20 protein-coding genes and 1 pseudogene are annotated in these 24,368 nt (G+C 67.4%); 12 read left to right on the forward strand and 9 right to left on the reverse strand.

Translation table 11 applies throughout. The annotated features are described in order from the left end of the window. Nucleotides 1-74: 74 nt before the first annotated feature. The gene (gene aptA / locus AC1DE3_RS22285) at nucleotides 75-1,415 is read left to right on the forward strand and encodes an omega-aminotransferase AptA (RefSeq protein ID WP_441510843.1); all 1,341 of its coding nucleotides are present in this window, start codon (nucleotides 75-77) and stop codon (nucleotides 1,413-1,415) included. 143 nt (nucleotides 1,416-1,558) lie between these two features. On the opposite strand, the gene AC1DE3_RS22290 is transcribed toward aptA, so the two are convergent. The 5 genes from AC1DE3_RS22290 to AC1DE3_RS22310 all read right to left on the reverse strand — a co-directional run bounded on the left by AC1DE3_RS22290 (nucleotide 1,559) and on the right by AC1DE3_RS22310 (nucleotide 8,037). Next, the gene (locus AC1DE3_RS22290) at nucleotides 1,559-2,053 is read right to left on the reverse strand and encodes a peptide deformylase (protein WP_441510842.1); all 495 of its coding nucleotides are present in this window, start codon (nucleotides 2,051-2,053) and stop codon (nucleotides 1,559-1,561) included. 13 nt (nucleotides 2,054-2,066) lie between these two features. Beyond that, the gene (locus AC1DE3_RS22295; protein ID WP_441510841.1) at nucleotides 2,067-4,271 is read right to left on the reverse strand and encodes a 3-hydroxyacyl-CoA dehydrogenase NAD-binding domain-containing protein; all 2,205 of its coding nucleotides are present in this window, start codon (nucleotides 4,269-4,271) and stop codon (nucleotides 2,067-2,069) included. 23 nt (nucleotides 4,272-4,294) lie between these two features. Further along, nucleotides 4,295-5,503 (reverse strand): acetyl-CoA C-acetyltransferase, encoded by a 1,209-nt coding sequence (locus AC1DE3_RS22300; protein WP_441510840.1) that lies wholly within the window; start codon nucleotides 5,501-5,503, stop codon nucleotides 4,295-4,297. Between the two features lie 150 nt (nucleotides 5,504-5,653). Next, nucleotides 5,654-7,450, reverse strand: a complete 1,797-nt coding sequence (locus tag AC1DE3_RS22305) for an acyl-CoA dehydrogenase C-terminal domain-containing protein (protein WP_441510839.1) — start codon at nucleotides 7,448-7,450, stop codon at nucleotides 5,654-5,656. A 191-nt stretch (nucleotides 7,451-7,641) separates the two neighbouring features. Then, nucleotides 7,642-8,037, reverse strand: a complete 396-nt coding sequence (locus AC1DE3_RS22310; protein WP_441510838.1) for a MerR family transcriptional regulator — start codon at nucleotides 8,035-8,037, stop codon at nucleotides 7,642-7,644. A gap of 400 nt (nucleotides 8,038-8,437) precedes the next feature. Here AC1DE3_RS22310 and AC1DE3_RS22315 point away from each other — a divergent pair, with 400 nt between their 5' ends. From AC1DE3_RS22315 to AC1DE3_RS22325, 3 genes are all read left to right on the forward strand, one after another. Continuing rightward, on the forward strand, nucleotides 8,438-11,803 hold the full coding sequence (locus tag AC1DE3_RS22315; protein WP_441510837.1) for an SEL1-like repeat protein: 3,366 nt from the start codon (nucleotides 8,438-8,440) through the stop codon (nucleotides 11,801-11,803). A gap of 179 nt (nucleotides 11,804-11,982) precedes the next feature. Continuing rightward, nucleotides 11,983-12,912 carry a sulfite exporter TauE/SafE family protein gene (locus AC1DE3_RS22320; RefSeq protein ID WP_441510836.1) on the forward strand — a complete coding sequence of 310 codons (930 nt, stop codon included), beginning with the start codon at nucleotides 11,983-11,985 and terminating at the stop codon, nucleotides 12,910-12,912. Continuing rightward, nucleotides 12,909-13,679, forward strand: a complete 771-nt coding sequence (locus tag AC1DE3_RS22325) for a TIGR02186 family protein (RefSeq protein ID WP_441510835.1) — start codon at nucleotides 12,909-12,911, stop codon at nucleotides 13,677-13,679. The genes AC1DE3_RS22320 and AC1DE3_RS22325 overlap by 4 nt, the downstream gene beginning before the upstream one ends. Nucleotides 13,680-13,694: 15 nt before the next feature. Here AC1DE3_RS22325 and AC1DE3_RS22330 read toward each other — a convergent pair whose 3' ends face one another. Beyond that, complete coding sequence (locus AC1DE3_RS22330; protein ID WP_441511187.1) at nucleotides 13,695-14,909, reverse strand: molybdopterin molybdotransferase MoeA; 1,215 nt, start codon at nucleotides 14,907-14,909, stop codon at nucleotides 13,695-13,697. Nucleotides 14,910-15,119: 210 nt separating this feature from the next. Between AC1DE3_RS22330 and AC1DE3_RS22335 the strand changes: the two genes are divergently transcribed. The 3 genes from AC1DE3_RS22335 to AC1DE3_RS22345 all read left to right on the forward strand — a co-directional run bounded on the left by AC1DE3_RS22335 (nucleotide 15,120) and on the right by AC1DE3_RS22345 (nucleotide 16,982). Beyond that, complete coding sequence (locus tag AC1DE3_RS22335; protein WP_441510834.1) at nucleotides 15,120-15,347, forward strand: sulfurtransferase TusA family protein; 228 nt, start codon at nucleotides 15,120-15,122, stop codon at nucleotides 15,345-15,347. A 29-nt stretch (nucleotides 15,348-15,376) separates the two neighbouring features. After that, on the forward strand, nucleotides 15,377-16,492 hold the full coding sequence (locus tag AC1DE3_RS22340) for an Mrp/NBP35 family ATP-binding protein (RefSeq protein WP_441510833.1): 1,116 nt from the start codon (nucleotides 15,377-15,379) through the stop codon (nucleotides 16,490-16,492). Nucleotides 16,493-16,580: 88 nt separating this feature from the next. Then, complete coding sequence (locus tag AC1DE3_RS22345; protein WP_441510832.1) at nucleotides 16,581-16,982, forward strand: SRPBCC family protein; 402 nt, start codon at nucleotides 16,581-16,583, stop codon at nucleotides 16,980-16,982. A 15-nt stretch (nucleotides 16,983-16,997) separates the two neighbouring features. Here the strand turns inward: AC1DE3_RS22345 and mobA are convergent, their stop codons facing one another. Continuing rightward, nucleotides 16,998-17,624, reverse strand: coding sequence for a molybdenum cofactor guanylyltransferase MobA (mobA, locus tag AC1DE3_RS22350; RefSeq protein ID WP_441510831.1), 627 nt, complete (start codon nucleotides 17,622-17,624; stop codon nucleotides 16,998-17,000). Nucleotides 17,625-17,657: 33 nt separating this feature from the next. Continuing rightward, the gene (locus AC1DE3_RS22355) at nucleotides 17,658-18,173 is read right to left on the reverse strand and encodes a DUF2478 domain-containing protein (protein WP_441510830.1); all 516 of its coding nucleotides are present in this window, start codon (nucleotides 18,171-18,173) and stop codon (nucleotides 17,658-17,660) included. Between the two features lie 188 nt (nucleotides 18,174-18,361). Here AC1DE3_RS22355 and AC1DE3_RS22360 point away from each other — a divergent pair, with 188 nt between their 5' ends. The 3 genes and pseudogenes from AC1DE3_RS22360 to AC1DE3_RS22370 all read left to right on the forward strand — a co-directional run bounded on the left by AC1DE3_RS22360 (nucleotide 18,362) and on the right by AC1DE3_RS22370 (nucleotide 21,269). Next, a complete protein-coding gene (locus AC1DE3_RS22360; protein ID WP_441510829.1) occupies nucleotides 18,362-19,618 on the forward strand; it encodes a peptide ABC transporter permease in 1,257 nt (418 codons plus the stop codon). Nucleotides 19,619-19,742: 124 nt separating this feature from the next. Continuing rightward, complete coding sequence (locus AC1DE3_RS22365) at nucleotides 19,743-20,711, forward strand: threonine ammonia-lyase (RefSeq protein WP_441510828.1); 969 nt, start codon at nucleotides 19,743-19,745, stop codon at nucleotides 20,709-20,711. A 32-nt stretch (nucleotides 20,712-20,743) separates the two neighbouring features. Continuing rightward, nucleotides 20,744-21,269: pseudogene (locus AC1DE3_RS22370) on the forward strand (GNAT family N-acetyltransferase). Between the two features lie 18 nt (nucleotides 21,270-21,287). Here the strand turns inward: AC1DE3_RS22370 and AC1DE3_RS22375 are convergent. Beyond that, on the reverse strand, nucleotides 21,288-21,599 hold the full coding sequence (locus tag AC1DE3_RS22375) for a peptidoglycan L,D-endopeptidase MepK (protein ID WP_441510827.1): 312 nt from the start codon (nucleotides 21,597-21,599) through the stop codon (nucleotides 21,288-21,290). Between the two features lie 451 nt (nucleotides 21,600-22,050). Here AC1DE3_RS22375 and AC1DE3_RS22380 point away from each other — a divergent pair, with 451 nt between their 5' ends. After that, a complete protein-coding gene (locus AC1DE3_RS22380; protein ID WP_441510826.1) occupies nucleotides 22,051-23,226 on the forward strand; it encodes a M20 aminoacylase family protein in 1,176 nt (391 codons plus the stop codon). Nucleotides 23,227-23,235: 9 nt separating this feature from the next. Beyond that, nucleotides 23,236-24,339, forward strand: coding sequence for an NAD(P)/FAD-dependent oxidoreductase (locus AC1DE3_RS22385; RefSeq protein WP_441510825.1), 1,104 nt, complete (start codon nucleotides 23,236-23,238; stop codon nucleotides 24,337-24,339). Nucleotides 24,340-24,368: the final 29 nt, after the last annotated feature.

Consider the following 24,368-nt stretch of genomic DNA (forward strand, 5'->3'; position numbering starts at 1 on the left):
GCGTGCCATCATGGCAATTTACAGTCCGCTTTCGCCTGCTAGGTTCAACCAAGGTTAATCCACAGGGGCCTTCGATGACTTCCGCATCCTCCGCCATCGGCACGCCGAACGACCTCGAAGCCTATTGGATGCCGTTCACGGCCAACCGGTCGTTCAAAAAGAACCCCCGCATGGTCTCCCGTGCCGAGGGCATGTTCTACTACACGCCCGAGAACAAGCCGGTGATGGACGGCACGGCGGGCCTGTGGTGCTGCAATGCCGGCCATGCCCGCGAGCCGATCATCCAGGCGATCCAGGCGCAGGCGCGCGACCTCGATTACGCCCCGTCCTTCCAGTACGGCCACCCGAAGGTCTTCGCCGCCGCCGCCCGCATCGCGGCGCTGGCACCGGGCGATCTCGACCATGTCTTCTTCGCCGGCTCGGGCTCGGAAGCGGCCGATTCGGCGCTCAAGATCGCGCTGGCCTATTGGAACGTTTCGGGCAAGGCCGCGAAGACCCGGCTGATCGGCCGCGAGCGCGGCTATCACGGCGTCGGCTTCGGCGGCATCTCGGTCGGCGGCATGTCGAACAACCGCAAATTCTTCGGCTCGCTGCTGACCGGCGTCGACCACCTCGCCCATACCTATGACCGCGAGAAGCAGGCCTTCAGCAAGGGCGAGCCGGAATACGGCGCGCATTTCGCCGATGATCTCGAGCGCATCGTCGCGCTGCACGACGCCTCGACCATCGCCGCCGTCATCGTCGAGCCGATGGCGGGCTCGACCGGCGCGCTGCCGCCGCCGAAAGGCTATCTCAAGCGCCTGCGCGAGATCTGCGACAAGCACGGCATCCTGCTGATCTTCGACGAGGTGATCACAGGCTTCGGGCGCCTCGGCTTCGCCTTCGCCGCCGAGCGCTACGGCGTGATCCCGGACATGATCACCTTCGCCAAGGGCGTGACCTCCGGCACGGTGCCGATGGGCGGCGTGATCGTGCGCAAGCACATCTACGACGCCTTCATGGGCGGCCCGGACAACGTCATCGAGCTGTTCCACGGCTACACCTATTCGGGCCACCCGCTGGCGGCAGCCGCCTGCCTGGCGACGCTCGACATCTACCGCGACGAAGGCCTGTTCGAGCGCGCACACGCGATGGAAGGCGCCTGGGCCGACGCGGTGATGAGCCTGAAGGGCGAGCCGAACGTCGTCGACATCCGTACGCTCGGCATCGTCGGCGCCGTCGACCTCGCCCCGCGCGCCGATGGCGTCGGCAAGCGTGCGTTCGAAGCCATGGACCGCCTCTTCCGCGAAGAAGGGCTGATGGTGCGGACCGCCGCCGATACCATCGCCTTCTCGCCGCCGCTGATCATCACGGAATCGCAGGTCGAGGAGTTGATCGGCAAGCTGCGCCGGACGATCCGGTCGGTTGCGAACTGAGGCGCAGACACCGGGCGTCATTCTCGGGCGGAGCGAAGCTCTGACCCGAGAATCTCGGGCAAGACAACGTGCCGGAGCCTCCGCGTCATGAGATGCTCGGGTCAAGCCCGAGCATGACGGCCCGCACCCGAACGGTGCTCTTCCTATCCCCGCCGCAGCTTGTTGTAGCGCGCGATTAGCCTGTCGCGCTTCAGCCGCGACAGGCGGTCGATCCAGAAGATCCCGTCGAGCTGGTCGATCTCGTGCTGATGGCAGACAGCGAGGAGGCCCTCCGCCTCCTCGACATGCTCCGTTCCGTCGAGGTCGCGATAGCGCACCCGGACGCGGGAATGGCGCTCGATCTCATCGGTGACACCCGGCATCGAGACGCTGCCCTCGACATGGCGGATGGTCTCGCGCGACACGCTGTCGAGGACGGGATTAACGTAGGTCCGGACCTCGCCCGGCGCCAGTTCCAGAACGACCAGCCGCGACAGAACGCCGATATGCGGCGCCGTGATGCCGATCCCTGGCGCGGCACGCATGCTGTCGAGCAGATCCGTCGCCAGTTCCCGCAGATCGGCATCGAAGCGCGTGACCGCCAGGGCGGCCACGCGCAGACGCGGATCGGGGAAACGCAAGATCGGGCGGACGGCCATGGCTGGCGGACGCTCAGGCCGCCGCCTTCTTCTCTGCCGTGCCGTAGAAGCTCTCGCCGGTCTTGGCCATGCGTTTCAGCAGGCGGTTCGGCTTGAAGCGTTCGCCATGGGCCTTGGTCAGCTTCTCGCAGAGCTTCACGAAGGCGGCAGCGCCCATATTGTCGATGTACGAGAGCGTGCCGCCGGTGAAAGGAGCAAAGCCGAAACCGATGATCGAGCCGACATCGGCCTCGCGCGGATCGGTGACGACGCCTTCCTCATAGGTCTTCGCGGCTTCCAGCGCCTGCGTCACCAGGAGGCGGTGCTTCAGCTCCTCCATGTCAACGCTTTCGGGGTCGAGCCGCTTGCCGACGAGATCGGCGAGCCCCGGCCAGAGGCGCTTCGGCCCGGCTTCCGGATAATCGTAGAAGCCCTTGCGGTTCTTGCGGCCGAGACGGCCGTGCTTCTCGACCATGTCGGCGAGCAGCTTCTCCTGCGCCGGATCGACCGCGCCCTCTCCGAGCTGAGCCTTGGTCGCCTTCAGCACCTTGTAGGCCAAGTCGACCGCGACCTCGTCATTGAGCGAGAGCGGGCCGACCGGCATGCCGGCCTGCTTGCCGGCCGCCTCGATCATCGCCGGCGGCACGCCCTCCATCAGCATCAGATGGCCTTCGCGGATGTAGTTGCCGACACAGCGATTGGCGTAGAAGCCTCTGACGTCGTTGACGACGATCGGCGTCTTCTTGATCGCGCGGACATAGTCCAGCGCCATGGCGAGCGCCTTCTTGCCGGTCTTCTTGGCCATGATGACCTCGACCAGCAGCATCTTCTCGACCGGCGAGAAGAAATGGATGCCGATGAAGTTCTTCGGGCGCTGACTGGTCTCGGCGAGGCCGGTGATCGGCAGCGTCGAGGTGTTGGAGCCGAAGATCGTGCGCGGACCGACCACGGCCTCGACCTTGGCGATGACCTCGGCCTTGACCTTCGGGTCCTCGAAGACCGCCTCGACGATCAGGTCGCAGCCCTTGAGATCGGCATAATCGGCCGAGGCCTTGATGCGGCCGAGCAGCGCGTCGCGATCGGCGGTCTTGGCGCGGCCCTTCATGATCTGGTCGGAAACCAGCTTGTGCGAATAGGCCTTGCCCTTCTCGGCCGCCTCGATGTCCTTGTCGATCAGCACGACCTCGAGGCCAGCCTGCGCCGTGACATAGGCGATACCCGCGCCCATGAAGCCGGCGCCGACAACGCCGACCTTCTTGAGCTTCGACGGCGGCACGTCGGCCGGGCGGCGGGCGCCCTTGTTCAATTCCTGCATCGAGACGAAGAGTGAGCGGATCATCGAAGCCGCCTCCTTCGTCCGCAGGATCTTGGCGAAGTAGCGGCTTTCGACCTTGAGGCCGAGATCGATCGGCAGCTGCAGCCCTTCATAGACTGCCGAGAGGATGGCGCGGGCGGCCGGATAGTTGTCGTTGGTCTCCCGGCGATAGATCGCGTTGGCTGGCGGCCAGATCTGCATGCCGGCCGGCGAATGCACCTTGTTCGAGGGCAGCTTGAAGCCCTTCTGGTCCCAGGGTTGCGTCGCCTGCGGATTGGCCTTGAGCCAGTCCTTGGCGTTCTGGACGATCTCGGCTCGCGGCAGGACGGCATGGACGAGGCCGGAATTGCGCGCCGGCAAAGCCTTCACCTGCTCGCCCTTGAACATCATCTGCAAGGCGTCGCCGGTCTGCATCAGCCGCGCCACGCGCTGGGTGCCGCCGGCGCCCGGAAACAGCCCGACCTTGATCTCGGGCAGACCGACGCGGGTCGAGGCATCATCGGAGACGACTCGATACTGGCAGGACAGCGAGAGCTCGAAGGCGCCGCCGAGGCAAACGCCGTGGATCGCGGCGGCGAAAGGTTTCCCGCAGGTCTCGAGCTTGCGATAGAGCAGCGAAAGCTTGCGGCTCTCGTCGAAGAAGCTCTGCATCGCGACCGCCTCGCCCTTCTCCTTGGCGAGCTTCCCATAGAGGTCGCGCAGCCCCTGGAGCATGGTGAGGTCGGCGCCACCCGAGAAGCTCTCCTTGCCGGAGGTGATGACGCAGCCCTTGATGGCCTCGTCAGCGGCGACTTTGTCGACGATTTGGTTGAGCTCTTCCATCACCTCGGGGGTGATGACGTTCATCGAGCGGCCCGGCATGTCCCAGGTCGCAACAGCGATGCCGTCGGCGTCGCTCTCGAAGCGGAAATTGGTGAGGTTCATGATCTCTCTCCCTGCCCTTCCGCTCAGACGCGCTCGATGATGGTGGCGACGCCCATGCCCACCGCGACGCAGAGCGTCACCAACGCGGTTTGCTTGTTCGTCCGCTCCAGCTCGTCGAGCACGGTGCCCAGCACCATCGCGCCGGTCGCCCCGAGCGGGTGACCCATGGCGATCGCGCCGCCATTGACGTTCAGGATGGCATCGTCGATGTCGAGCGCCTGCTGGTAGCGCAGCACGACCGAGGAGAAGGCCTCGTTCAGCTCGAAAAGGTCGATGTCCTTCGTGGTCATGCCGGCCTTCTTGAGGACGCGCTCGGTCACATCGATCGGCCCGGTCAGCATCAGCGCGAGGTCGGAGCCGACTGTGGCGAAGGCCTTGATGCGGGCGCGCGGCTTCAGCCCTGCGGCCTTGCCGGCCCGCTTCGAGCCGACGAGCACGGCCGCCGCGCCGTCGACGATGCCGGAGGAATTGCCGGCGTGGTGGACGTGGTTGATGAACTCGACATCCGGATGTGCGGCGGTCGCGACCGCATCGAACCCGCCCATCTCGCCCATTTGTACGAAGGAGGCCTTCAGCGCCGCAAGCGCCTGCATATTGGCGTCCGGCCGGATGGTTTCGTCGTGGTCGAGGATGGTGAGGCCGTTGACGTCGGTCACGGGGATCACCGAGTTCCTGAAGCGCCCTTCCTTCCAAGCCTGGGCGGCGCGCTGGTGCGAGCGGACGGCGAAGGCGTCGACATCGTCGCGCGAGAAGCCGTATTTCGTCGCGATCAGGTCGGCCGAGACGCCCTGCGGCATGAAATAGGTGTCGATCGCGACTGATGGGTCGACCGCGATGCCGAAGCCCGAGGCGCCCATGCCGATACGCGACATCGACTCCACGCCGCCGCCGATCGTCATCTCCTTCTGGCCGGACATGACCTGCGCGGCTGCGAGGTTCACCGCATCGAGGCCGGAGGCACAGAAGCGATTGATCTGCACGCCCGGCACTTCCTTGCCGTAGCCGGCCTTGAGCGCCACGGTGCGGGCGATGTCGGCGCCGGCCTCGCCGACCGGATCGACGCAGCCCATCACCACGTCCTCGACGAGGAGCGGATCGAGGCCATTGCGGTCCTTGATGGCGCGCAGGGTCTGGGTGCCGAGCTCGATCGCGGTCACTTCATGAAGCGAACCGTCCGCCTTGCCCTTGCCGCGCGGCGTGCGGACGTGGTCGTAGATGAATGCGTCTGCCATCGAGGGAACTCCCTGGCCTGCCGCGACCCGGCGGCTTTGTTTCCTGCCGGACGTCATGGTCGGGCTTGCCCCGACCATCTCCTCATCCAGCGAACTCATCAAGAGATGCCCGGGTCGAGCCCGAGCATGACGTGCCCTTGAGCCGCAGCCTCAGAACTGCTCGGGCGCCAGAGCCATGGTCGTGTCGGCCCCTGCGGTGATCCGCGCCAGATGCGCGGCGGTCTCCGGCAAGGTGCGCTCCATGAAGAAGCGGGCGGTGACGAGCTTGGCGCTCATCCGCTCGGTCGCGCCGTCGGCGCCGGCGTTGAGCTTCTCCAACGCCGCCTTGGCGATCTTCGCCCACATATAGCCGAGCGAGACCAGGCCGAGCAGATGCATGAAGTCATTCGCGCCGGCGCCGGCATTGTCCGGCTTGGCGAGCGCGTTGTTCATGAACCACATCGCTGCCTGTTGGAGGTGGCCGAGCGAAACCTGGAGAGGCCCGAGCAGGGGCTTCAGCGCCTCGTTCTCGGCATTCTCCTTGAGGAAGCCGCCGACCTCGTTGAAGAAGGCCATGATGCCGCGGCCGCCGTCGCGGCCGAGCTTGCGGCCGACGAGGTCCATCGCTTGCACGCCGTTGGCGCCCTCGTAGATCATGGCGATACGGGCATCGCGCACGAACTGCTCGACGCCGGTCTCGGCGATGTAGCCGTGGCCGCCGAACATCTGCTGCGCCTTCACCGCGTTGTCGAAGCCGATATCGGTGAGCACCCCCTTGAGCACCGGCGTCATCAGGCCGAGCTGGTCGTCGGCCGCCTGGCGCTCGGCGGCGTCGCCCGAGCGATGGGCGATATCGGATTGCAGCGCATTCCAGAGCACGAAGGCGCGCGCCGCCTCGTTGAAGGCCCTGATCGACATCAGCGTGCGGCGCACGTCGGGGTGGACGATGATCGGATCGGCCGGTCCCGCAATGTTCTTGGGGCCGGTCAGCGAGCGGCCCTGCAGGCGCTCCTTGGCATAGACGACAGCGTTCTGGTAGGCGACCTCGGACTGGGCAAGGCCCTGGATGGCGACGCCGAGGCGGGCCTCGTTCATCATCACGAACATGGCGTTGAGCCCGCGGTTCTCCTCGCCGACCAGCCAGCCCTGCGCGCCATCGTAGTTCATGACGCAGGTTGCGTTGCCGTGGATCCCCATCTTGTGCTCGATCGAGCCGCAGGAGACGTGGTTGTTCTCGCCGACGAAGCCGTCAGCGCTTACCTTGTTGCGCGGCACGACGAAGAGCGAGATGCCCTTCGTGCCGGCCGGTGCGCCCTCGATGCGGGCGAGCACGAGGTGGATGATGTTCTCGGTGATATCCTGCTCGCCGGCCGAGATGAAGATCTTGGTGCCGGAGATGGCATAGGAGCCATCGCCGTTCGGCACGGCTTTGGTCTTGAGCAGCCCCAGATCGGTGCCGCAATGCGGCTCGGTCAGATTCATCGTGCCCGACCATTTGCCCTCGATCATCTTGGGCAGGTAGGCGCGCTTCTGCTCGTCCGAGCCATGAACGTAGAGCGCGGCGATCGCGCCCATGGTCAGGCCCGGATACATGGCGAAGGCCATGTTCGCAGCCGAAGCGTACTCGTTCATCACGGCGCCGAGCGTGTAGGGCAGGCCCTGACCGCCATATTCCGGGTCCATGGCGAGGCCGATCCAGCCGCCGCCGGCATAGGCCTCATAGGCTTCCTTGAAGCCCTTCGGCGTGGTGACGCGACCGTCGGCGTGGCGCGTGCAGCCCTCCTGGTCGCCGGAGTAGTTGATCGGCTGGAGGACCTGCTCACAGAGCTTCGCGCCCTCGCCGAGCACGGCCTCGATCACGTCCGCGCTCGCATCGGCGAAGCCGGGCAGATTGTTGTAGCGCTCGATATTGAAAACGTCGTTGAGCAGGAAAAGCGTATCGTCGACGGGCGCCTTGTAGACCGGCATGTGGTCCTCCCTCTCGTCGCGGGCCGCTCGCCTCCGTTTGGGAGCGCCTCAATATAGTTCACATATAAACAATCTCATTCGACTTGCAACGGGTACACCGACATTTTGTCACTCTGCGGACGGAAACTGTCCATGCGGCAACAAAAAACCCCGGCACAGCCGGGGTTTCATGAAGGCTGATGCGGCAGCGATCAGGCCTTAGGCATACGGGACAGCGAGGCCTCGAGCTCGGTGATCGCGCTCTCGATCTCGGCGCGCTGGCTGCGCAGCAGATCGAGTTGCTCGACGATCTGGTCGCGGCTGAGCTGCAGCCCGCCGACATTGGCGGCCTTGTCGGCAGCACCCTTCTTGTCCTCGTTGGCGAGCATCGCGCGGATCTCGACGAGCGTGAAACCAAGCTGCTTGCCCTTGAGGATTAGCGCGAGGCGGGCGCGATCGCGAGGCGAATAGACACGCGCCATACCGGAGCGCGTCGGCGCGATCAGGCCGCGGGACTCGTAGAAGCGAAGGGTCCGGAGTGTGACGCCGAAATCGCGGGCAAGATCGCTGATGGTGTATTCGCCGGCCTCATCAGCTTGGGTAGGCATCGCGGAGCGGGCTTCGTGACTCGAAGAACCCGCCATAGCCAGATTTTGGCGTGACATGGAGGTTTCGTTCCTTTCGGTGATCGAATCGCTGTCCGTACGGCAGCGTCGATCGGGATACCTCCTCATAGGGAAGGCGCTATCGTTGCGTCAGGTAATACGTCCGTTTGCGGGGTAAGTTACCGTTACATCAGCGCCGGCAAAAGCCTCCCGCGCGCCATTCGCAAAAAATTAACGGTCTCGAAGCCGTTTCTTAACCCGCTGTTTACCATGCCGGCCAAATGTCGGGAACGCGTATCGGCGTCGTCAACGTTGTTTTCACGACTGCCAAGGTTCGCGCGGGGGTGGCGGCATCAGGGGGCCGCGCTCACCGGGAGACAGGGCCCCGTAGGCGAGCGAGAACATGGCCACCAGCTTGCCCTGGAGCGTCAAGGGCGTCGATCCCCGGACGCGCGACGCGGCAAAGGCGGCAGCTCGCCGCGCCGGCATGACGCTTGGCGAATGGCTCGACCACAAGATCCGCGACGAGAGCGAGGCCCCCGCGCCGGCTGACGCGATGCCCGAACAGCTCGACATCGCAGCCTTGTCCGAGCGGCTGGCACGTCTCTCGCTCGCGCAGACGGACACGGCGCCCCGCAAGGTCGACCCGGCGCCGTCGCGCTCGGAACTCAACGCCTTCATCGGCCAGGCCGCGAACATCGAGCGCCTGACGCGCGAAGCCAGCAGCCGGACCGCCGGTGCTCTCGATTCGATCACGCGCTGGATCGAGAAGACCGAGGATCGTCTGTCGTCGAGCGAGCGCGGCGCCGCCGAGCGGCAGGAGCGCGCGACCAACGTCATCGCAGAAGCGATCAAGACGATGGGCGAGCGCATTGCCGAGATCGAGCGCCGCAGCCAAGAGGCTCAGAACCGAGTGGAGCCGTCGCCACGCCTCGCCTTCAGCCGCGACGGACTCGAGGCGGCCGTCACCGACATCCGCACGCGCCAGCGCGTTCTCGACAACGAAGAGATCATTCCTTCGCCTTCGCGGGCGGCCAACGTCACGCCGGAACGCATTTCCGCCCTGCGCGAGGATCTGCGCGAGCTTGGCTCGCGGCTGTCTTCGGAGGGCCGGCGCGCTGGGCAGCGCCCTGCAGCGCCGCAGCCACGCCAGCCTGACACCAGCGCGATCGAGGCCAAGATCGCCGCCCTGGCCGAGCGCCTCGACCACTTCGACCGGCGCGACCAGTTCGAGCCGCTGCTCAAGCCGTTGACACGAATCGAGGCCGAGGTTTCCCGGCTATCGCAGGATCGGGCCGGCGACAGCTACCAGCGCTTCCAGCATGAGATCGCGCATCTGGCCGCCAAGGTCGACGCGCTGGCGGCGCGCGGGAGCGAGACGACCAATCTCGATCCCGTCCTGCGCGACATTGCCGAGTTGCGCAGCCTCATGCCGTCCGGCGGGCAGGATCATCGGCTCGACGATCTCTCCCAGCAGGTCGCTTCGCTGGGCTTCGAGATCGGCCGGCTGCGCGAAACCCAGCCGGACCTGCGGGAGATGCGCAATCTCTCGGCAGCGATCGAGGATGTCCGCAGCGCGGTCCTGACCAGCCGCCCGCAGGATTTCGACACCGCTCCCCTGGCTTCGCTCGCAAGCCAGATCGACCTGCTGTCGCGCAAATTCGACGACGTCACCGCGCAGCGCCATGGCGACCATCTCGACAACCGCATCGACGCGCTGCAGCACCGCATCGAGCTGCTCGCGGAGCAGGGCCCGTCTGCCGTCACCCGCCAGATCGAAGCGCTGGCCGGCCGGATCGAGAGCCTGGCCGCGTCGAGCCAGCTCTCCCGCATGGTCGGGGCCGCCGAGTCCGCTGCGCCGGTCGATCTGAGCCCGATCGAACAGATGCTGCGCCATCTCGCCGACAAGATCGACGAGGCCGGAGCCCCCGGCGCCGGTGCGGAGTCCTTCGAAGCGCTGGAACAGCAGATTTCGGGCATCGCCTCCCGGCTCGACGAGGCGGCGGCGACCCGCTCGGCCGAGAACGGCATCGAGCGCACGCTGCAGGATCTGGTCGTCCATCTGCGCTCGATGCGCGAGGAAACGGCGGCCGAACGCGCGGCCCTCGTCCAGGCGGCCAGCACCTCGGCGCCGGGCAAGAGCATTGCCGAGCTGTCGAGCCTCGTCACCGGCATGCGCGACACCCATGTCTCGTCGGAGCGCCAGACCCAGGACGCGCTGGGCGCCGTCCATCTGTCGCTCGAGGCGATCATGGCGCGGCTCGCCGGCCTCGAAACCGAGCTGCAGGGCGAGCGCCGGAACGCGCCGCCGCTCCAGGCCCCTGCCGCCCGCAGCGACACGCCTGCGGTCCGCGCGCCCGCGTTCGGGGCTCGCGACCATGCCGGCCCCGCAGTCAGCGCGGCGGCGCAGGATCGCTTCGGCGCCTCGGCCGCGCCGGCTCTGGGCGAATCCGGCCCCGCACTGCCAAGCGCGGCCTTCGACTTGCCGCTCGAGCCGGGTTCGGGTCGCCCGCGACCCGAAAGCGCCGCCAGCAGCGGACAGGACGCCCAATCGGTGCGGCAGAGCCTGATCGCTGCCGCCCGGCGCTCGGCCAAGGCCGCCAGCGAAGCCGCCGCCAGCGCTCCCGCAGCCGCCTCCGAACCCGCAGCGAAGAGCTCCGGCAAGCTCAAGGAGATCCTGGAGAAGCGCAAGCGCCCGCTGCTGCTCGGCCTCGCCGCGCTGATCCTGGCGATGGGCACGGCCCATGTCGTCACCGGCGTGATGCGTGGCGACGGCACCAAGACAGCGAGCACCGCGGCGCGTAGCCTGATCGCCCAGCCGGAAGCCTCGCCGGAGGGCGTGCAGACTCCGGCCAAGGATCCCGCTCCGGCCAAGGACCTTCCGCCTGCCAAGGACCAGTCCTCGGCGCTCTCGCCTGCACCGCTGGCAGCGCCGGCCAACCTGATTCCGGGCCAGGCCGTGCCGGATCAACCAGCCGCCGTCCCGCCGCCCCTCGTGACACCGGCGCCGGCCGCGGCACAGACGGAAGCCTCCGCGACCGTCACACCCGAATCCGTTCAGAGCGTCACCGGGGTTGGCGATCTGCCGGCCGGCTTCGGCAGCGCCGGGCTGCGCAAGGCCGCCTTCGACGGCGATGCCCGCGCCGTCTTCGAGCTGGCGAGCAAAGCTGCCGACGGCCCCGCCGCGCAGCGCGACGCAAAGCTGGCGCTGCGCCTGTTCGAGCGCGCCGCCGTCGCGGGACTCGCCCCCGCCCAGTTCCGTGTCGGCAACATGTTCGAGAAGGGCATCGGCACGCAGCGCGATCTCTCGCTCGCCCGGATCTGGTACCAGCGCGCCGCCGAGCGCGGCAACGCCAAGGCGATGCACAACCTCGCCGTGCTGCATGCCGAGGGCGTCTCCGGCAAGCCGGACTATGCCGCCGCGACGGAGTGGTTCCGCCGCGCGGCCGAACTCGGCGTGCGCGACAGCCAATACAACCTCGCGGTTCTGCTCGGCCGCGGCCTCGGGGCGCCGACCGACCTCGCCCAGTCCTTCGTCTGGTTCTCGGTCGCCGCCAATCAGGGCGACGAGGACGCCGCCCGCAAGCGCGACGAGGTTGCCCAGCGCCTGAAGCCGGACGAGCTCGCTGCCGCCAGGACGACCGCCGCGAACTGGAAGCCCAAGACGCTAGATACGATCGCCAACGAGGTGGCTCCGCCGGCCAAGGGCTGGGACGCCGGGCCTACCGCGGCGGCGGCGGCCAAGCCGGCCAAGCCGGCGCGCAGCTGAGTCCAACGCGGCAGCGTCATCCTTTCGACGTGTTGACGCGGCAAGGAAAACGATAATCTTTTACGACGGGCCGATAGCGGCCCGTCTTCCATTTCAGCAACAACTTTTAACCTGGACGGTTCAGTCTGGGACAAATCGGTGCAGGCAAAGGCCATGCACCCGCCTTGCGAGGGGTAGTAGTGCAGATTTACCTGCCGATCGCCGAGCTTCCGATCAGCGTGCTGATGGTGCTCGGCCTGAGCGGCGCGGTCGGCTTCATCTCCGGCCTGTTCGGCGTCGGCGGTGGCTTCCTGCTCACCCCTTTGCTGATCTTTCTCGACATCCCGCCGGCGGTGGCGGTCGCGACCGTGGCGGCGCAGGTCGCCGGCTCCTCGATGACCGGCGTGCTGACCTATTTCCGGCGCAGGGCGCTCGATCTCAAGCTTGGCGGCGTCCTCGTCAGCGGCGGCATCGTCGGCACGGTGCTCGGCGTCCTGTTCTTCAACACGATGCGCCGGCTCGGCCAGCTCGAGCTCGTCATCACGCTCTCCTATGTCACGCTGTTCTCGATCATCGGCGGGCTGATGCTCTACGACGCCCTGCGCGCCATGCTGCGCGTGCGCGCCGGCAAGCCCGCGCGGCTGAAGCGGCGCGGCGGCATGCATCCATGGTGGATGGGCTTGCCCTTCCGCCAGCGCTTCTATCGTTCGGGCCTCTATTGCAGCGTGCTGCCGATCGCGCTGCTCGCCATCGTCATCGGCTTCATCGGCGCCGTGCTGGGCGTCGGCGGCGGCTTCATCCTGGTGCCGGGGCTTATCTACTTCTTCCGGATTCCGCCGGCGGTGGTGGTCGGCACCTCGCTCTTCCAGATCCTGGTGACCATGACGGGCGCGACCGTGCTGCACGCGGTCACCAACCAGTCGGTCGATCTCATCCTCGCCACGCTGCTGCTGGTCGGCGGCGTCATCGGCGCGCAGTTCGGCGGCCGGGCGGCGCGCAACCTCAACGTCGAATCGTTCCGGCTGCTGCTGGCGCTGCTGATCCTCTCGGTCGGCCTGCGCTTCGCCATCGAGCTCTTCATTCCGCCGACCGAACGCTTCTCGGTGGTCGTGCCGGAGAGCGCGCGATGATGCGGTTCCTCGCCCTCCTCGCCGCGTTCTCCGCCGGCTTCGCCGCGTCGAAGGCCCAGGCCGAGACCCTGATCGCGGCGATGTCGAGCCACCAGATCCAGATCACCTCGAACTACACCGGCAGCCAGCTGACGGTCTTCGGCCTGGTCGAGCGCGACGGGCGCACGGTGGCGCGCGGCGATCCCTACGACATCATCGTCACCGTCCGCGGCCCCCGGCGCATGCTTCTGGTGCGCGAGAAGGAGCGCCTCGGCCCGATCTGGATCAACCGGTCGCAGCGCCGCTTCCCGGACAATCCGGTCTTCCTGCACGTCGCCAGCAACCGGCCGATCTCGGCCATGATGAGCCCCGAAACGGCGCGGCGGGGGCGCATCGGCCTCGCCAATGCCGAGCTGCCACAGGGGAATTGGGTCGACCTCGACCCCGGCTCGATCCGCTTCCGCGAAAGTCTGGTCAGGATCATGCAGAGCAAGGACCTGTACGGCTATGACGAGCGCGGCGTCACCTTCCTGTCGAACAGCCTGTTCAGCGCGCCGATCGACATCGCCGCCACCGCGCCGACCGGCTCCTATACCGTCGACATCGTTCTCTATTCCGGTGGCGTCCCACTGGCGCGCCAGCAGACGAATTTCGAGGTGATCAAGACCGGCATCGAGCAGCGGCTCGCTTCCGCGGCCTATGACTGGTCTTTGCTGTACGGCCTAGCGACCGTGCTGCTGGCGCTCTTCCTCGGCTGGAGCGCAAGCGTCATCTTCCGGCGCGATTAAAGCGGCCCGGCGGTTTCAGCCCAGCAAACCGACATAAGGGAGGAAGGGCACGCTGCTGCCCTCCTCCAGCTGCTCGAGTTCCTCCGCCAGCACGAGCAGCCCATCGGATTGCGCGAGCGAGGCGAGAGAGCCGGCCCCCTCTCCGGGATGCCTGCGCGCGATCACGGCGCCATCGTCGCGCCTTTCCAGCGAGGCGCGCAGGAACTCCCGGCGCCCAGGCTTTTTCCGATGCTGGAAGCCGGCCGTGACGGGAAAGACGATCGGCGCTTCGTCCACCGTGCCGGCAAGGCGCGCCAGCAGCGGCCGAGCGACGAACACAAACCCGACGAAAACCGCGACCGGATTGCCCGGCAGGCCGATGAAGGGCGTGCCGGCCGCCTCGCCGATCGCGATCGGCTTGCCCGGCTTGATCGCGACGCGCCAGAGGTCGAGCGAACCGCAGGCCGACAGCGCAGCCTTGACATGATCGGTCTCCCCGACGGAGACGCCGCCCGAAGTGACGACCAGATCGCAGGCGCCGGCGGCCGCGCGCAGGTGCCGCTCCAGCTCAGCGGGCTCATCACGCAGAATGCCGAGATCGACGACATCGGCGCCCGCCCGCGCCAACAGGGCACGCAGCATCGCCCGGTTGGCGTCGTAGATCGCCGCCGGTCTCAAGCGCTGCCCGGGCTCGGTCAGCTCGTCGCCCGTCGAGAACAGCGCGACGCGCGGGCGATGCCTGACCCGCACCCGTTCCAAACCCAAAGCGGCGAGCAGCCCGAGATCCCGCGGCCGCAGGCGCCGGCCCGCCGGAAGAACCTCCTGCCCCCGGGCGACATCCTCCCCAGCCCTGCGCAGATTGGCGCCGCGCTTCGCCGGGGACGGCAGGATGACCTCGTCGCCACTCAGCGAGACATCCTCCTGCATCACGACCAGGTCGGCACCATCAGGCACGGGAGCGCCGGTGAAGACGCGCCAAGCGCCGTGTCCGAGCGTGCCGGCCGGATCGCCAGCCGCCGTTCGGCCGAGGAGCGGCAGGCGGGTCTCGGCACCCGGCAGGAGATCGGCATGGCGGACGGCATAGCCGTCGACCGCGGAATTCGCGAAGGGCGGCAAATCGATCGGCGCGACCACGGCTTCCGCCAGCACACGCCCATCCGCCTCGACGAGCGGCAGCTCGAGCACGCCCGGCACCGGCTCGGCGCAGGCAGCCGAGCGGCCTCCCGCCTCATCGAGGGAGATCAATCCGATATCCCCTCCTGGTCCGCCCCGCCTACCCGTCACGGCACTCGTCCTTTCCGGAGCTGCGCCCGTATCGCCACCCCGGCGCGCTTGGGTCCGTTGCACCTTCATCCTCGCCCAAACGAGGCCGGTCAAGCATGCGGCATGGCGCGTGGTTGCTCCCACCCGAACAGCCGTCCTATGAAGCGGCGACAACAACGGCCCAGTGGGCGCGAGACCATGGACACCATTCCGCTCGATCTGCGTGGCCTGAAATGCCCGCTTCCGGTGTTGCGGGTGCGCAAGGCCCTGAGCACGGCGCAGGCCGGCGCCCTGCTCGTCGTGCATTGCACCGACCCGATGGCGGCGATCGACCTGCCCAACCTCGCGCGCGAAACCGGCGATGTCATCGAGCGGCAGGGGGATGCGGACGGCGCCATCGTCTTCCATATCCGCAAGGCGGCCTAGCGCCGCGCCAGCGAACGGAGTTCAACGACGTGACCGTCTCCCAAGCCGATGTCCTGCGGGCGCTCGAACTGGTGAAGCTGCCGGCGAGCGGACAATCGCTCGCCGCATCCGGCCGCATCGGCGATATCCTCGTCGACGGCGGCAAGGTGATCTTCGCGATCGGCATCGACCCGACCGAGGCCAGCGCGATGGAGCCGGTCCGCAAGGCTGCGGAAAGCGCCGTCAGCGGTCTGCCGGGCGTCACCCAGGTGCTCGTCGGGCTGACCGCCGACAAGGCGCCTCCATCGGCCGGAATGCAGGCGCGCCAGCAGGCGCAGCGGCCCGGCCCCGGCGGCGCGCCGAAGCCGGCCGGCGTGCCGGGGGTGAAACAGATCATCGCGGTTGCCAGCGGCAAGGGCGGCGTCGGCAAATCGACCACCGCGGCCAATCTCGCCGTGGCGCTCTCGACGCTCGGCCTCAAGGTCGGCGTGCTCGATTCCGATATCTACGGCCCGTCCATGCCGAAGATCTTCGGCATCACCGGCAAGCCGCAGATCGTCTCGGGCCGAACGCTGGCGCCGATGGAGGCCTATGGGCTGAAGGTGATGTCGATCGGCTTCCTCGTCGACGAGGAGACGCCGATGATCTGGCGCGGGCCGATGGTGATCTCGGCGATCACCCAGATGCTGCGCGAGGTCGCCTGGGGCGAGCTCGACGTGCTCGTCGTCGACATGCCGCCCGGCACCGGCGATGCCCAGCTCACCATGGCGCAGCAGGTGCCGCTGGCCGGCGCCGTCATCGTCTCGACGCCGCAGGACCTCGCCTTGCTCGATGCGCGCCGCGGCGTCGCCATGTTCAGGAAGGTCGCGGTGCCGATCCTCGGCCTCGTCGAGAACATGAGCTATTTCATCTGCCCGGAATGCGGACACCAGTCCGACATCTTCGCCCATGGCGGCGCGCGGCACGAAGCCGAGCGGCTGCACATCCCCTTCCTCGGCGAGATTCCGCTCGCCATGCCGATCCGCGAGACATCGGACGGAGGCCGCCCGATCGTCGCCAGCGATCCGCAGAGCCCCCATGCCAAAGCCTATGTCGCGCTGGCACGGCAGGTCCAAGCCGGCCTCGGCGGGGCCATGAGAGCAGCGCCGCGCATCGTCATCGAGTGACACCGTTTCAAGCAAGGCGCTTCCCGCCCGCCGCTTGACAGTTCGCTCATTTTGTTCTTCTTTTGTTCTAGATAAAGGAGTAACGGGGATGGCGATCCAGCGCGCCCGGCATATCGGCATCGGCATCGATCGCCCGGTTGAGGAGGTCTATGCCTTCCTGGCCGAGCCGGAGAATTTCCCACAATGGGCGGAGGGTCTCGGCCACAGCTTCGTGCATGTCGAGGGCATGACCTGGCGCGCCGAAACCCCGATGGGACCGATGCGCATCCTGTTCAGCGAGCCGAACCGCCACGGCGTGCTCGACCATGCAGTGGTCCCCGAGCACGGCCCGGCCATGCACAATCCGATGCGGGTGGTAGCGAATGGCGACGGTGCCGAGATCGTCTTCACGCTGTTCCAGCGTGACGGCATGTCCGACGACGAAATGGCCGCCGATGCGGGCATGATCGCGCGGGATCTCGCGGCGCTGAAGGCCCTGCTGGAACGCTGACCGCCGCCGCGATGGCTAGCTCAGCAATCGTGCGAGCCGCCCCGCCTCGCGCAGGTCGCCCGGCGTGTTGACGTTGAAGAACGGATCGAGGGGTCCCGCAGCCCATTCCGCGACGGCAACGCCGTGCCCCTGCGTCCAGCGGCTGATTTTCCGCTCACCGGCCGCGAGCGCCTGCCGCAAATCCTCCCGCAGCCGGACCGGCCAGAGGCCGATGGCGTGATGCGCCTGCCCGGCCGAGGCGGCGCAGGCCAGCGGGACTTGGGCCGCGATCCGGGCTTCATGCAGGCGCCGGGCGAGATCGTTCGGGATGAAAGGCGTATCGGCCGCGACGCTCAGCAGCCATTCCATTTCCGGCCGATGCTCGGCCAGCCAGTCGAGGCCGGCGAGGATACCCGCAAGGGGACCGGCGAAGCCCGGCACGGTATCAGCGACCACCGGCATGCCGAAGGCCGCGAAGCGCGCCGGGTCGCCATTGGCGTTGAGGACGAGGCCATCGCATTGCCCGCGAAGCCGTTCGATCACATGGGCAAGGATCGGCCTGCCGGCGAGCAGTTCGAGCGGTTTGTCACCTCCGCCCATCCGACGTGCGAGACCGCCTGCGAGAACGAGGCCGAACGTGGAAAGCAGCATCGGGGTCGTCATGCCGACACGCCTCGGATCTGTGTCAGGGCAGCGTCAGGCCGCAAGCCGGATCGCATCGCCGACCCATCGTTCGACCGCCGCCATATCCGCAGCCAGTTCGACCCAGTCGTCTCCGGCGAAATCGCGCCATGCCGGCAGGAAGTCGCGGCGCACCGCGAGCAACACGGGCAGGCCCGCCATCACGGCATTGGCGATCTCATGGCGCAACCCTTCGCCGAGCGCTTCCTGCTTGCCGAACTTGTTGACCATGACGAGATCGACGCGCTCTGCCAATGCGCCGGCGAAAACCGCTGCGGCTGCGGCGAGCCCGGCGGCATCGAGATGGCAGCCGGCGGCACCCGCGCCGAGATCCTGGCTGATCGGAAAGCGATAGCCGCTGCCGAGATCCTCCAGCGACATCGCCATGCAGCGATCGTCGCAGGCTGCGTCATTGTGCTGAACCACCCCGCCAAGCCGCAGGCCGCGCCGCTTCAACTGCGTCGCCACGTCCTGCATGAAGGCGTCGATCGGGAAACCGCTCGTATAGGGGATGGCAGCCAGCATGGTCATGCCGGATTCCTCTCACGAACGCTCCCCAGGCGCCAGAGGCACCGGCGCCGCGGGTTCATTCCCCGCGTGAGAGATGCCGGCGCAGTGTTGCGCCGCACCTACAGTCGCGCGCCCGCACTCTCGCTAGGGTGGCATCGGTTCGTTTCGGGCAACCGGGCGAGCTGCCGCCTATCACCCCGCCGGAACGCATGATCCGTAACAACGCTCAAGCTCCGCTCGACCCGGCCACCGATGCCGCGCTGCTGCTGCGGCGCATCGGCTTCGGCACGCTCGCGCTCGTCCTGCCTCTGGCCGCGCTGGTCTCGCGCCGCGCCGCCGTCGTCCTCGTGCCGATCGGCATCGCATTGCTGATCATCGCGATGCTGATCGAGGAGCCCGCCAAATTCGTCGGCTCCCTCAAGGGAGCCGTTTTCAGCCGACCCGGACTGATCCTGCTCGGCCTCGTGGCCTGGGCGCTGCTCTCGCTGGTATGGAGCCCCTTCCCCACCTCGGCCGCCGAAAAAGCCGGCAATCTGATGCTCGCCGTCGTGCTCGGCTTCACCGGGTTGTCGGCGCTTCCGGAACGGATGCGCTCCTCGAATCTCAACCTTTCGCCGCTCGGCACCGGCAGCGCCGGCATGTTCGCGCTCGGGCTGATCATCATCGCGGCCCTGCGGCATGCGGAGACGCCGCCAGGCGCCGTCGAGCGCGGCGTCTCGATCATCCTGATCACCGCCTGGCCGGCTCTCGCCTGGCTGCTGTCGCGCGAACGCGGGATGAGCGCGCTCGGCCTCGCCCTCGTCGTGGCGCTGCTGGCGCTGACGCGGTTCGATGACGGCGAAACGGTCGCGATGCTCTTCGGCGCGGTAGCCTTCGGCGCCGTCACCGCCAGCCGCGAGCGGGCCGCGCAGGTGATCGCAACCATCATCGCCGGGCTGATGCTGTTCGCCCCCCTGCTGCCGTTCCTGCTCGCGCCACTGGTTTCCGTACTGCCGGACAGCGCCGACGATTTCGCGCAGATGCTGTCGATCTGGGCGGATGTCATCCGGCAGTCGCCGATCGAGCTCATCACCGGCCACGGGCTCGATACCGTGGTCCGCGACCAGCTCAGGGGCATGTTGCCGCAGCCCGCGCCGGCCACCCTGCTGTTCGAGACCTGGTACGAGCTCGGCCTCGTTGGCGCTGCGGCCGCTGCCGCTTGCCTGTATTTCGCCATCCGCGCCGCCGGCCGCATGCCGGGCGCGCTGGCGGCCGGCGGCGTTGCTGCATTCACCACCGCTTTCGCGCTCGCCGTCTTCGGCTTCGCGCCACTCCTGCCCTGGTGGCTGATGACGCTGACCGCCGTGGTGCTGCTGTTCGGCGCCATCGCCCGCGGCCAATACCGCACCGACAGGCCCGCGGTGCCGCTGCCGATGCGCTCGACCGGCCGCTCGCGCCCCAAGGCGGGCGAGCCGCCGGCGGACTGACTTAATCCCCCTGTCGGTTATCGGCGAGGCGCAGCGCGCCTCTCGTGCTTGACGGCCCTGCGCCCGACGCGCTCTCGTGCAGCATGGAAGGCTACCGCGTAGCCGGGAGAGGACAGAAGCGCCCATGCCGTTCGATGTTACCCTCGCCGATATCCAGGCCGCAGCCGGGCGCATCGCCGGCAAGGTCCGCCGCACGCCGACCTATTACAGCGCCGGCTTGTCCGAGCGGCTCGGGGTCGAGACTTGGGTGAAGGTCGAGAGCCTGCAGCTCGGCGGCTCGTTCAAAGTCCGTGGCTGCTACAACAAGCTGATGGGGCTGAGCGAAGCCGAATTGAAGCGCGGCGTCGTCACCGTCTCGGGCGGGAATCATGCCATCGCAGTGTCGCTCGTCGCCCGCTCCATGGGGGCCCGCGCCCTCGTCCTGATGCCCAAGGCGACGCCCGCGCTCAACATCCAGCTGACGCAACAGGCGGGTGGCGAGGTCGAGCTCTGCGAGGATTCCGTCGCCGCCTTCGCCAAGGCCGAGGACTACGCCCGGCAAGGCATGGTCCATGTTCATTCCTATGACGATCCGGCGATCATCGCCGGCCATGGAACGCTCGGCCTCGAACTCGCCGCCGATGCCGGGGGGCGGCTCGACCATGTTTTCGTCTCGATCGGCGGTGGTGGCCTCTCGGCCGGCGTCGGCGCGGCGCTCAAGGGCTTGGATCCGGCCGTAAGGCTGCACGGCGTCGAAACCGAGGGCGCGACCACGATGACCCAGGCGCTCGCCGCCGGCCAGCCGGTCGCGATCCGCCCGACCTCGATCGCGCGCACGCTCGGCGCTCCCTTCGCGACGGAACGCACCATGGCCGCGGCCCGCCAGTTCCTTGAGGAAATCGTCCTGGTGTCGGACGCGGAAGCTGTTCGCGAACTCGTCTGGGTGCTCCAGAATGGCCGCGTGCTGTTGGAGCCCGCTGCGTCCTGCGTGGTCGCGGCCGCGCTGGCGCGGAAGGAAACGTTCCGCCCCGGAGAGCGCGTCTGCCTCGTGCTCTGCGGATCGAACGTCGCGCTGGACGATATCGCGCGCTGGCGCACCGAATTCGCCGTCTAGCGTGGTCGGCAGCGCGGCTCTAGAAGCCTCGCATGAGCCACCATCCCGTTCCAACGCTGCAGACGCAGCGCCTGACGCTGAGGCCGATGGCCGAAGCGGATTTTCCCGCCTATGCCGCGTTTCTGGCGTCGTCTCGCTCCACGGGAATGGGCGGCCCCTACGCGACGCGGCAGGCCTGGGGCATGTTCTGCCACGACATCGCCTGTTGGTCGCTGTTCGGGCACGGCGCGGTGATGATCGAGCTCAGACTGACCGGTGCCTGCATCGGGCAGGTCGGCATCAATGACGGCCCGCTCTTCCCGGAGAAGGAACTCGGCTGGCTGGCTGCTCTATGCCGGCCATGAAGGGCATGGCTATGCCACCGAAGCTGCCCGTGCCTTGCGGGATTGGGCGACACGGAAGCTGAAGCTTTCCAGCTTGGTGAGCTATGTCGCGCTTGGCAACGCCACATCGATCGCGGTGGCGGAACGGCTTGGAGCGGTGCGCGATACGCTCGCCGACAGACCCGATCCAAACGATCTGGTCTATCGGCATGCGCTCGACGTCACCGCCCGCTGAGGACGCCGGAAAGCGCCATCAGTTGCTGTTGCGCGCGACCCTGGCATAGCGGCTGCGCTTGCTGGCGTAAGCGTAGCGGCTGCGCTTGTGGCCGTGCCAGGAGATCTCGAGCGCGCCGACATCGGCGTGGACGAGGCCGTTCGAATAAGTGCCGACGCCGCCGACATTGGCGAGCGAGCGTGCCGCTGCCGCAGCCTTGCGCGCCGAGGCCGCCAGCGGCCGGAAGTCGACCGCCCTGCCGCTGTAGTGCTGCGAGTTCCGCGCATGACGGCCACCACAGGTCGAGGTGATCTGGATGGGACCGATCTTCGCGACGAGTTCGGCGATCATCGCCTTCGTCTCGGGCTTCAGACAGCCCAGACCCTTGACCTGCGGCTGAAAGGAGATTTTCTCGGGAGCAATGTCAGCCAGAGCGACCGAAGGCAAGAAACCAAAAACAAACGCAAGCAACGACAAGCGACGCATCATCTACCAGACATGTAAGGGGAAATTTGGAAGGATCAGGCCAGATATTCTCGATGGCCAGAGCGAAGGATGCCTGAGCTATTCGTCAAGGAAGGCCAAATCATGGCTTGGGCCTTTCCGGAGTATTTCGCGGCCGTAACCAAGATCGCTCCCGCCCGTTTGCCGGCGGACGATTATCTTCCAGAAGGCATCTCGCCATTCCGCCAAAGCCCGCCCCCTGCGCGCTGCCGGCTTGGACAGGGAGGCCTGGGCTGGGCTAGCGTGCCGGACGGCACCCGCTTTCTGCGCGGTCGCCCCATGCATCTCAGAGGATACGATGCCCAAGACCGACCTCATTGCGGCGCTGACCCCCGAAATCGCCGCGATCCGCCGCGACATCCATCGCCACCCCGAGTTGATGTACGACGTTCACCGGACCGCGGGTCTCGTGGCCGAAAAACTGAAGGAATGGGGCGTCGACGAGGTGGTGACGGGCATCGGCCAGACCGGCGTCGTCGGCGTCATCAAGGGCAAGAACCAGGATTCCGGCAAGGTGATCGCCATGCGCGCCGACATGGACGCGCTGCCGATCCATGAGGAGACCAATCTCGAGCATCGCTCGACCATCCCCGGCAAGATGCATGCCTGCGGCCATGACGGGCACACCGCCATGCTGCTCGGCGCCGCGAAGTACCTGACCCAGACCCGCGACTTCGACGGCACTGCCGTGCTGATCTTCCAGCCCGCCGAAGAGGGCGGCGCCGGCGCCAAGGCGATGATCGATGACGGGCTCATCACCCGCTTCGGCATCCAGGAAGTCTACGGCATGCACAACAAGCCGGGCATCCCGGTCGGCCGCTTCGAAATCGCAAAGGGGCCGGCCATGGCCGCCGCCGACCGCATCCACATCAAGATCGAAGGCAAGGGCGGACATGCGGCGGCGCCGCACAACGTCAACGACCCGATCGTCGCCTCCTGCGCGCTGGTCAGCGCCCTGCAGACGGTCGCCTCGCGCAATGCCGACCCGCTCGAGTCGATCGTCGTCTCCGTGACCGCGCTCAATGCCGGCGAGGCTTTCAACGTCATTCCGCAGACGGCCGAGATCAAGGGCTCGGTCCGCACGCTGACGCCGAAGATCCGCGAGCTCGCGCAGAAGCGCATCACCGAGATCGTCGACGGCGTGATGAAGGCTTTCGGCATGAAGTACGAGCTGGAATACCATCTCGGCTATCCCGTCACCTTCAACCATGCCGGCCAGACCGACTTCGTCACCAGCGTGACCAAGGAGATCTTCGGCACCGACGCGATCAAGACCGACATCCCGCCAACCATGGGCTCGGAGGACTTCTCCTATATGCTGGAGGAACGCCCGGGTGCCTTCATCAATATCGGCAACGGCGACTCGGCGGGCCTGCATCACCCGGCCTATGAGTTCAACGACGCGGCGATCCCGGTCGGCGTGAACTACTGGACGAGCCTGATCGAGATCGCCATGCCGCAGCGCGCGGCCTGACGACCGAAGATGAGCGACATCGATTGCCTTGTGATCGGGGCCGGCGTCGTCGGCCTCGCGGTTGCCCGCGAGCTGGCGCTGGCCGGGCGCGAGGTCGTCATCGCCGAGGCTGCCGAGGGCATCGGCACCCAGACCTCGGCACGCAATTCCGAGGTCATCCATGCTGGAATCTATTATCCCCCCGGCTCGCTGAAGGCCCGCGTCTGCGTCGCGGGCCGCAGCAAACTCTACCGCTACCTGCAAGAGCGTGGCCTGCCGCACAAAGCCTGCGGCAAGCTGATCGTCGCCACTTCCGAGGCCCAGAAGCCGGCCCTGGAGACGATCATGGCCCGCGCGCAGGCGTCCGGCGTCAATTCGCTGCGCTGGCTCTCCGGCACTGATGCGAAAGCGATGGAGCCGGAGGTGCGCTGCGAGATCGCCCTGCTCTCACCCGAGACCGGTGTGGTCGACAGCCATGCGCTGATGCTCTCGCTGCTTGGCGAGTGCGAGGCGGCCGGCGGTTCGCTCGCGCTCAACACGCCGATCACCGGCTGGCGGCGCGAGGCGGAAGGCTTCAGCGTCGATTTCGGCGGCGCCGATCCGGCGACCTATACCGCGCGCACCGTCATCAATTCAGCGGGACATGGTGCACCGAAGCTGCTGGGCCTGCTCGAAGGCTTTCCGGCCGAGCATGTGCCGGTCCAACACTATGCCAAGGGCAACTACTTCGCCCTGACCGGCAAGCAACCCTTCAAGCATCTTGTCTACCCGGTGCCGGAAGCTGCCGGCCTCGGCATCCACGCCACCATCGACATGGGCGGGCGGGTCAAGTTCGGTCCCGATGTCGAGTGGGTAGAAAACGACCAGGATCTCGTCGTCGATCCCAAGCGGGCGGAGAAGTTCTACGCTGCGATCCGGACCTATTGGCCTGCACTGCCGGACGGTGCGCTCGTCGCCGACTATGCCGGCATCCGGCCGAAGCTGCATGGGCCGACCGAACCGATGCCGGATTTCCGCATCGACGGTCCCGAGTTTCATGGCGTACCGGACCTCGTCAATCTGCTCGGCATCGAAAGCCCGGGGCTGACGAGCTCGCTGGCGATCGCGGAGATGGTGCGGGAGAAGCTGGCGTAGGTCGCGTCATGCTCGGGCTTGGCCCGAGC

This window comes from Allobosea sp. 10L417 (assembly GCF_056395485.1).